This window comes from Flavobacterium sp. (genome assembly GCF_046155325.1).
Classification (GTDB): Bacteria; Bacteroidota; Bacteroidia; order Flavobacteriales; family Flavobacteriaceae; genus Flavobacterium.
In genome coordinates this window covers 1-7,129 of record NZ_JBJXDQ010000081.1, presented here as the reverse complement: position 1 = coordinate 7,129, position 7,129 = coordinate 1, and the positions used below count along the sequence as shown (strand labels likewise).

The 7,129-nt window shown below is 33.2% G+C and carries 8 protein-coding genes and 1 pseudogene; 4 read left to right on the top strand and 5 right to left on the bottom strand.

Going from position 1 to position 7,129, the window contains the following annotated elements:
* Nucleotides 1–94: 94 nt before the first annotated feature.
* From ACKVOD_RS05545 to ACKVOD_RS05530, 4 genes are all read right to left on the bottom strand, one after another.
* Nucleotides 95–625 (bottom strand): ORF6N domain-containing protein, encoded by a 531-nt coding sequence (locus tag ACKVOD_RS05545; RefSeq protein WP_409208477.1) that lies wholly within the window; start codon nt 623–625, stop codon nt 95–97.
* A gap of 110 nt (nt 626–735) precedes the next feature.
* Nucleotides 736–2,085, bottom strand: coding sequence for a phenylacetate--CoA ligase family protein (locus ACKVOD_RS05540; protein WP_409208476.1), 1,350 nt, complete (start codon nt 2,083–2,085; stop codon nt 736–738).
* A complete protein-coding gene (locus tag ACKVOD_RS05535) occupies nt 2,086–2,388 on the bottom strand; it encodes a HigA family addiction module antitoxin (RefSeq protein WP_409208475.1) in 303 nt (100 codons plus the stop codon).
* A gap of 12 nt (nt 2,389–2,400) precedes the next feature.
* A complete protein-coding gene (locus ACKVOD_RS05530) occupies nt 2,401–2,682 on the bottom strand; it encodes a type II toxin-antitoxin system RelE/ParE family toxin (RefSeq protein WP_409208474.1) in 282 nt (93 codons plus the stop codon).
* Between the two features lie 91 nt (nt 2,683–2,773).
* On the opposite strand from ACKVOD_RS05530, the gene purD reads away from it, so the two are divergent.
* Nucleotides 2,774–4,048, top strand: coding sequence for a phosphoribosylamine--glycine ligase (gene purD, locus ACKVOD_RS05525; protein ID WP_409208473.1), 1,275 nt, complete (start codon nt 2,774–2,776; stop codon nt 4,046–4,048).
* Here purD and ACKVOD_RS05520 read toward each other — a convergent pair.
* Complete coding sequence (locus tag ACKVOD_RS05520) at nt 4,040–4,270, bottom strand: DUF6341 family protein (protein ID WP_409208472.1); 231 nt, start codon at nt 4,268–4,270, stop codon at nt 4,040–4,042. The two genes, purD and ACKVOD_RS05520, sit on opposite strands and share 9 nt — an antisense overlap.
* A gap of 134 nt (nt 4,271–4,404) precedes the next feature.
* On the opposite strand from ACKVOD_RS05520, the gene ACKVOD_RS05515 reads away from it, so the two are divergent.
* The 3 genes and pseudogenes from ACKVOD_RS05515 to ACKVOD_RS05505 all read left to right on the top strand — a co-directional run bounded on the left by ACKVOD_RS05515 (nt 4,405) and on the right by ACKVOD_RS05505 (nt 7,129).
* Nucleotides 4,405–5,337, top strand: a complete 933-nt coding sequence (locus ACKVOD_RS05515; protein WP_409208471.1) for a DUF6427 family protein — start codon at nt 4,405–4,407, stop codon at nt 5,335–5,337.
* A gap of 114 nt (nt 5,338–5,451) precedes the next feature.
* Nucleotides 5,452–6,056 (top strand): annotated as a pseudogene (locus ACKVOD_RS05510) (DUF4254 domain-containing protein).
* 62 nt (nt 6,057–6,118) lie between these two features.
* Nucleotides 6,119–7,129: a glycosyltransferase family 9 protein gene (locus tag ACKVOD_RS05505; RefSeq protein ID WP_409208478.1), complete on the top strand. Its 1,011-nt coding sequence runs from the start codon at nt 6,119–6,121 to the stop codon at nt 7,127–7,129.

The window sequence follows — 7,129 nt, the reverse complement described above, 5'->3', positions numbered from 1 at the left end:
GGTCTTGCGCCTGCGACTATAGTTATTTTCATTTGTTTGTCATTGCGAGGAGTTGCTAGGCACAAAGCAAAGCAATCTTCTTCCTTTTGTTAGTTTACTTTTTGTAACCAATTTTTGTTCTTGGTTGCTCATTTTCTTTTTTCTCGGACAATTCATCCAAATAAGAGAAAACCAACTCGATGTTTTTGTCGTGGTTTTCTAATTTCTTTTGCATTTGAGCAATGTCTAACCTAATTTCGGTTGTGTCCAAAAGCATTTGTCTCACTTTCGAAAATATCCGCATAATCTGGATATTAGTCTGTATAGCTTTATCGCTTTTCAAAACACTAGACAACATAAGAACGCCGTGTTCCGTGAAAACGGATGGCAAATATTTTAAATTAGTTCCTCTGCGATTCTTCAAGGTCACAATTTGTGACCTTGAAGAATCGTATTCTATCTTTGTAAGTTCAAACATAAAATCTTCAGGAAATCTTGATATATTTCTTTTTACAGCTTGTTTTAAAACTCTGGTTTCAATCCCATAAAGTAAAGCTAAATCACGATCCAACATCACTTTTTGGTTTCTAATAAAGTAAATTTTATTAGAGATCAATTCTTCAGAAAGTAGTATTTCATTTTCCATAAATTATCTTTTTATTTTCTTTAAGGTCGCAAATTGCGACCTTAAACATTTTGATGTCGCAATTTGCGACTTCAAGATTCAATTTGGAGGTCGCAAATTGTGACCTCTAATTATTTACTTAAAACTCCCTCTCCTTTGGAGAGGGTTGGGGTGAGGCTCGAAACAAATTGTTTCAATTTCCCGCTTTTACTTCGTTCTAGTTTTTCTTTTCTAACAAATGTAAAAATTAGTCCTTTTTCCAAATATAAAGCAATTGCGGCTTCAATTTTATGAATTTGCGATTGATTTAATTCGGTTTCACTCACATATTCTATTTCAAATGTATCGATTTTTGCTTGTTTGATTACAAATTCCTTTACGTTACCATCGTCTTCGATAATACTTTTGGTCACATAATAAAAAGTTAGTCCTGGGGATTTTTTACCACTTGGCAAAAGGGCAACATCATTGGTTCGACCAATTAATTTTTTGAGAATCGGTTTTTTTGGTGTGCTTTTTTCGTCCAAAACTCCGATGTCGCCAATATCATATCGGATAAATGGATGCGCTTTATTATACAAAGAGGTAATCACGATGCGACCCTCATTTCCGTTTGAAACAGCAGTATTATTTCCGTCTAAAACTTCAATAAATAAGCTTTCGGCATTCAGTCTCCAGTCAGCTTCTTGATTTTCGAAAGCAATTAAATCGAGTTCTGACGCCCCATATTCATTAATAACTGTAACGCCAAAATACTTTTCCATTAGAATTTTATCTTCTTCAAAGAGCATTTCTGATGTTACAATACAAGCTTTTAAAGTAGGACAAACATCGGTTAAAATAATATTTTTTTGTTGCAAATATTTGGCAAACAATACAATTGAACTGGTGTATCCGTTGATGTAATCAAATTTTTTGTTTCTAAATTTTTTTAAAAACTGCTCTAAAATTTTATCCGATAAATCAAAAATTGGGAACCGCAATCGATGCCCCATAAAATCTTTGATACGCTCTTTGGTATTGCCTATAAAATCTAAAGGGATTCCGTAAAAACGGGCTTGATAAGAACTATTAAAATCGATACCATGCCATCCAAAACGGTCAAAAATAATTGCCCAAGTCAGGGCGTGTGAAAATTTGTCTTTGGCAAACACAAAAGGATCACCACTTGAACCCGATGTTTTATTAATATAACTGTTTTTCAAACTAAACCCTGTGGAAAGCCTTTCGGCTAATGGTTTTTGAAAGGCTGTCTTAGTCATTATCGGTAAATCTTCCCAATTTTGGAAAGTAGATTTCCCCACAAATTTTTGATAAAAACTATTGTTATTTAAATGATAATCAACAATTTCTTTTTTTTTGGTTTCAATAAATGATTGATATTCTTGCTCGGGGATCGATTGAATTTTTCGCAATTCGGTTTTTGCTTTCTGTAAAGGAAAACCATTAATCAAAAGCGAAAGATTGAATAGTGGAAACATTTAGGCTACTTTTTGAAAATCAAACTTCTTGATTGATTCTAATTCTTGTTTTTTATTTTCACTTTCCTCTTCAATGTCAAAATCGTCTTGTAAACCCAACCAAAATTTAGCAGAATTTCCAAAATAGTGACTTAATCGTAATGCAGTATCAGCAGTAATTCTTCGATTTCCTTTAATGATTTCAGAAATTCGAGTTTGGGGAATTTTTAAATCTTTGCACAAACGGTATGAAGTTATTTCCAAAGGAACAAGAAATTCCTCTAGTAAAATTTCACCTGGATGTATGTTTTTTAGTTTTTCCATAATTTTTAGTTTTTAATGATAATCAACAATTTCAACATTAGAAGCATTTCCGTTTTCCCATATAAAAATAATGCGCCATTGGTTGTTAATTCTAATGCTGTAATACTCTTTTAAATTCCCGTCCAATTTTTCTAATCTATTAGACGGAGGAATTCTTAAATCAATCAAGTCTTGGGAGCTATTGAGCATTCTTAGTTTTCTTCTGCCCAGTTGTTGAATTTCAATCGAAGGCTTTTTCACAACAATCCCATTCCAGATTTTCTCGGTTTCTTTAGATCCAAATGAAATTATCATACTTTTTGCGTTACTAACGTCAAAAGTAAGTAAAAAAAATTATTATTTAAAAATAAAACAGACTATTTTTGCCAAACTTAACAACTACACAATGACAATTTTACTTTTAGGTTCTGGAGGAAGAGAGCACGCATTTGCTTGGAAAATGATTCAAAGTCCGCTTTGCGACAAACTTTTTGTAGCTCCTGGAAATGCAGGAACCGCTTCGATAGCTATTAATGTTGACATTAGTCCAACCGATTTTGATGCCATAAAAACTTTCGTGCTTCAGGAAGAAGTGGAAATGGTAGTTGTTGGTCCCGAAGACCCATTAGTGAAAGGAATTTATGATTTTTTCAAAAATGACGAACAATTAAGTCATATTCCTGTAATTGGACCTTCTAAATTAGGAGCGCAACTGGAAGGAAGCAAGGAATTTGCCAAAGAGTTTTTGATGAAACACAACATTCCAACCGCTGCTTATGATAGTTTCACTGCCGAAACGGTTGAAAAAGGATGCGATTTTCTAGAAACTTTACAGCCTCCTTACGTTTTGAAAGCGGATGGATTGGCAGCAGGAAAAGGCGTTTTGATTATTCAGGATTTGGCGGAAGCCAAAGAAGAATTAAGAAATATGTTGGTGGGTCAAAAATTTGGTACCGCCAGTTCAAAAGTGGTAATCGAAGAATTCTTAGACGGGATAGAATTGAGTTGTTTTGTTCTAACAGACGGAAAAAATTATAAGATTTTGCCAACTGCCAAAGATTACAAACGCATTGGCGAAGGCGACACAGGACTAAATACAGGCGGAATGGGAGCGGTATCTCCAGTGCCTTACGTGGATATGGTGTTGATGGAAAAAATCGAAACACGCATCGTAAAACCCACCATAAAAGGTTTTCAGAAAGACGGAATAGAATATAAAGGATTTGTGTTTATTGGATTAATCAATGTCAATAATGAACCTATCGTTATCGAATATAATGTAAGAATGGGCGATCCTGAAACCGAAGTGGTTGTTCCAAGAATGAAAACGGATTTGGTGGAATTGTTTTTGGCTGTCGCCAATGAAAAACTCGATGAAATCTCACTAGAAATTGACCCAAGAAGCGCTACAACCATAATGCTTGTCTCTGGGGGTTATCCTGAGGATTTTGAAAAAGGAAAAGTAATTACTGGATTAGAAAACATTCAAGACTCAATAGTTTTTCACGCAGGAACAAAACAAGATAATGGTAATGTGGTGAGCAATGGAGGAAGGGTATTAGCCGTGACTTCTTACGGAGATGATTTTCAAGAGGCCATAAAAAAATCTTATCAAAATATAGAAAAGCTCCATTTTGATAAGATGTATTTTAGAAAAGATATTGGTTTCGACTTACTTTAAGAATGAATGAGCCGTTGTATCTTGGTTTTCTTCCCCTTTTTCGTCAAATATTTTTAATTGTTTGCACCAGTATACCATGGCTACTGCACAAATAATCATAAAAATCCAGTTGATGGTATTTGCTACAAACCAATGAGTCAGTTCTAATTCTCTTAAGAAATCGTGTAGAACGAAAAATATAGTTTCAAATAACCATTGAATTCCTTCAAAAAATGCTTTCATGTTGTTAATTTTAGTAGTTAATTCTATTCAATGAAACTTGGCCCTATAGTTATTTTTAATAAAAAAAATTACTTGTTTCGTTTCATGCTTTTACAAGTATTATATTTACAGTCACAAAAGTATAAAATATCCCTATGATAACAAGTGTTTTTAAAAAATCTACACCATTAAATTTAATTTTGGTCGTATTTTTAATGCTAGTTTTCTTTTTTTTGTATCAATTTCAAGATTTGACTTGGCTCAATACTAGTTTGTCTCTATTCAAAAAACTGGGATTGTTTTTGGTTTTAATAGGTTCGGTTTTTGTCACAAATTTTATAGCTAAGAAAAACGGACTCAGTAAAGACAGTGCTTACATCATTTTATTCTACTTTTTATTGCTGCTTTTTTTTCCTACGGTTCTTGACAATTACAAATTGATTTTAGCCAATTTTTTTATTCTTCTAGCATTACGTAGATTAATTTCGTTACAATCGTTAAAAGCTTCAAAAGAAAAAATATTTGATGCTTCATTGTGGATATTTATTGCTTCGATGTTTCATTTTTGGTGCCTGCTTTACATTGTTTTGGTATTTATTTCGATATTGTTTCATGTGTCAAGAGATTACAGAAACTGGATACTGCCTTTTATTGCCCTTTTTGCAGTAGGTATTATTTCTGTTTTTCTCTCGATATTCTTTAATAAAAATATTGTTGATCATGTAATTGAAAACGCCACAATCGATTTAAAGATAGATTATTTTACTAATAATTATCAAAACGGTGCCTTTTCAATTTATTTGACAATTGCCTTATTTTTTGTCGTTTCGATGTTTACCTCCTTTTCCAATAAACCTTTGCTATTACAAACTTCTTTCAAAAAAATAATTGCTTCCTTTTTTATTGGCATTGTGATTTTTGTAATATCATCAAATAAAAGTAATGATTTATTAGTTTTTACTATGACTCCATTAGCAGTTATGGCAACCAGTCATATCGAAATTAAACAGTTACAATTAAAACAAGAAATTGTTTTGATGCTATTTATTCTATGTAGTTTATTCGCTTTTTTTTCGCAGCTAAATTGAAACATTTTCACTATTTCTAATTGCTGTTTTCTGAAAAAAAATGAATTAGAATTGTTTAAAGTTTCATCTTAAATGTATAAAAAGTACCTTTGTTAAATATAAAATTAAAAATATATGTTTTCAAAATTAGCATATTCAGTTTTCGAACAAAGTATTCAAGATTATCATTTGTTTGACAGTGTAGATCAACCCATTAATAATCCATTTCCGAAAGAAAAATTTGAGCATTTATTATACCTTAAAAACTGGATAGATACCGTACAATGGCATTTTGAAGACATTATTCGTGATCCTAATATTGACCCAGTAGCTGCTTTAACTTTAAAAAGAAAATAGACGCTTCCAACCAGGAGAGAACTGATATGGTTGAATATATAGACGGTTATTTTCTTCAAAAATACAGCCATGTAACTGTCAAAGATAACGCCAAAATAAATTCTGAAAGTCCAGCTTGGGCATTTGATAGACTTTCTATTTTGGCCTTGAAAATTTACCACATGAATGAAGAAGCCAATCGAGCAGAAGCTTCGCAAGATCACAGAGACAAGTGTCAGACAAAATTAAATGTGCTATTAGAACAAAGAACCGATTTGTCAACAGCCATTGATGATTTGCTAAACGACATCGAAAAAGGTAATAAATTCATGAAAGTGTACAAACAAATGAAGATGTACAACGACGATGATTTGAACCCTATTTTGTATCAGAATAAGAAATAAGTAAAGACAATACTAATTTGTCCAAAAAAATCCAACATATAGCCGTCATAAGACTTTCCGCAATGGGAGATGTCGCTATGACGGTTCCTGTTTTAAGGGCTTTTACTAGTCAACATCCTGAAGTAAAAATCACTGTAGTTTCTAGGGTATTTTATAAACCCATTTTTAAAAACATTCCCAATGTTAAATTCTTTTCTGCCCATGTTAATCATAGGCACAAGGGATTATTGGGGTTATTTCGTTTGTATAAAGATTTGAAATCAAAAGGAATTACAGATATTGCCGATTTGCATAATGTGTTGCGCTCAAAAATCATTCGAAAACTATTCGCTATAAGCGGAATAAAAACAGCAACCGTTGATAAAGGCAGGGCCGAAAAAGCCGCTTTGACTCGAGCCAAAAACAAAATCTTCAAGCCCTTGCCCTCCATGTTCGAAAGGCACGCAAAAGTATTTTCAGCATTGGGTTTCACATTAGATTTATCATCCCGAAGTTTCGAGACCCTATTCCCACCAAAACAAGCATTAGATTCTGAAATAGTCGATTTAATAGGAGAAATTCCTTTAGCTATCGGGACTAAATTAATAGGGATTGCCCCTTTTGCGCAATACGATTCCAAAGTATATCCTTTGGATTTAATGCAGCAAGTCATCGATGAATTGGCCTTAAATAAAACCAAAACCATCCTGCTTTTTGGTGGAGGAAAAAAGGAAATAGAATTGCTGTACTCATTTTCAAGAGATAAAGAAAACGTAATTGTTATCGCTGGACAACTCAAGTTCCGGCAGGAATTACAACTCATCAGCAATCTGGATGTAATGCTTTCTATGGATTCTGGAAATGCTCATATTGCGGCGATGTTTGGCGTAAAAGTAATCACGCTTTGGGGCGCCACGCATCCTTATGCTGGATTTTCGCCCTTTAATCAACCTTTAGAAAATGCTTTGATTTCGGATAGAAATTTGTTTCCAAAATTACCCACTTCGGTGTATGGGAATAAAAAAGTGAAAGGATACGAAGATGCGATGCGAACGATTCCAGTTGCAGATGTGGTTGCGTTGGTTCAGCAATAG